This window comes from Aphanothece microscopica RSMan92 (assembly GCF_046613545.2).
Lineage (GTDB): Bacteria > Cyanobacteriota > Cyanobacteriia > PCC-6307 > Cyanobiaceae > NIES-981.
This window is the reverse complement of record NZ_JBKKKY020000248.1, coordinates 1-844: the sequence shown is the minus strand read 5'-3', so window position 1 is coordinate 844 and position 844 is coordinate 1. Positions and strand designations below refer to the sequence as shown.

The 844-nt window shown below is 47.0% G+C and carries 1 protein-coding gene; it reads left to right on the top strand.

The genetic code is table 11. The features are described from left to right. Nucleotides 1-130 precede the first annotated feature (130 nt). The coding region (locus tag ACLD7X_RS17275) for a hypothetical protein (RefSeq protein ID WP_425625436.1) at nucleotides 131-844 on the top strand (714 nt) is incomplete at its 3' end.

Here is an 844-nt window from a genome sequence, read left to right as displayed (position 1 = left end):
CAATGATTGGTTTTTGGGTCCCAGTGGTAGAGGTACCATCATTCAGTCAAATCCTTCGGTAATTCAAAACTTGCTTCAGACCCAGTCCAACCCTGTATATGAACGCCGGATGAATGGTGAGCTAAGTAGTTTGGCTGATGTGGTGAAGGTTGGGAATGTGACCAAAAGATCAAAAATACTTATTGACGCTGTGTGGGCGCGTGATTTGTTTGGTGGGACAGGCGGAATAGACCAGACTAGTTATACCAACGCAAGTAAAAATGGCGAAGATCCAGCAATTTGGGCACCGGGGCCAGCTAATGTGCTGGGGAAAGTTGACCTGATTGATGTGGCTGGCCACATGTTTAGAAATGTCGATGTCGACGCAAACAAAAACGACCTGTGGTTTGTGGGTCTAATCAATCGGGCTGAACCGGGGGGGAATGCCTACATGGACTTTGAGTTCCTGGTTGCTGATGTTCGCTACACTAATGGCAAATTTACATCTGGTGGCCCCCAACTTGGGCATACAGCCTTCACGTTTAATAGTGCTGGTAATATCACGAAAATCGGGGACTTGATACTTAATGTTTCGCTCACAAACGGAGGGGTTGAAACCGGGGTAGAAACGAGGATTTGGGTTAGCCGTTCTGACTATCTGAACGTAACCCCTGCTACCTTTAATTGGGGGCCTAACTTCGACGGCGCCTTTAATGGGGCTCCCTTCGGTTATGCATCCATTATCCCCAAACAACCAGGCTTGATATGTGGCTACGTTAATTTGGAGGGTCAAAATCCGGCTGCTCCACCTTGGGGAACTAAAGGAACAAAAAATAATACCTATGGGACTAGCTATATCGACTTT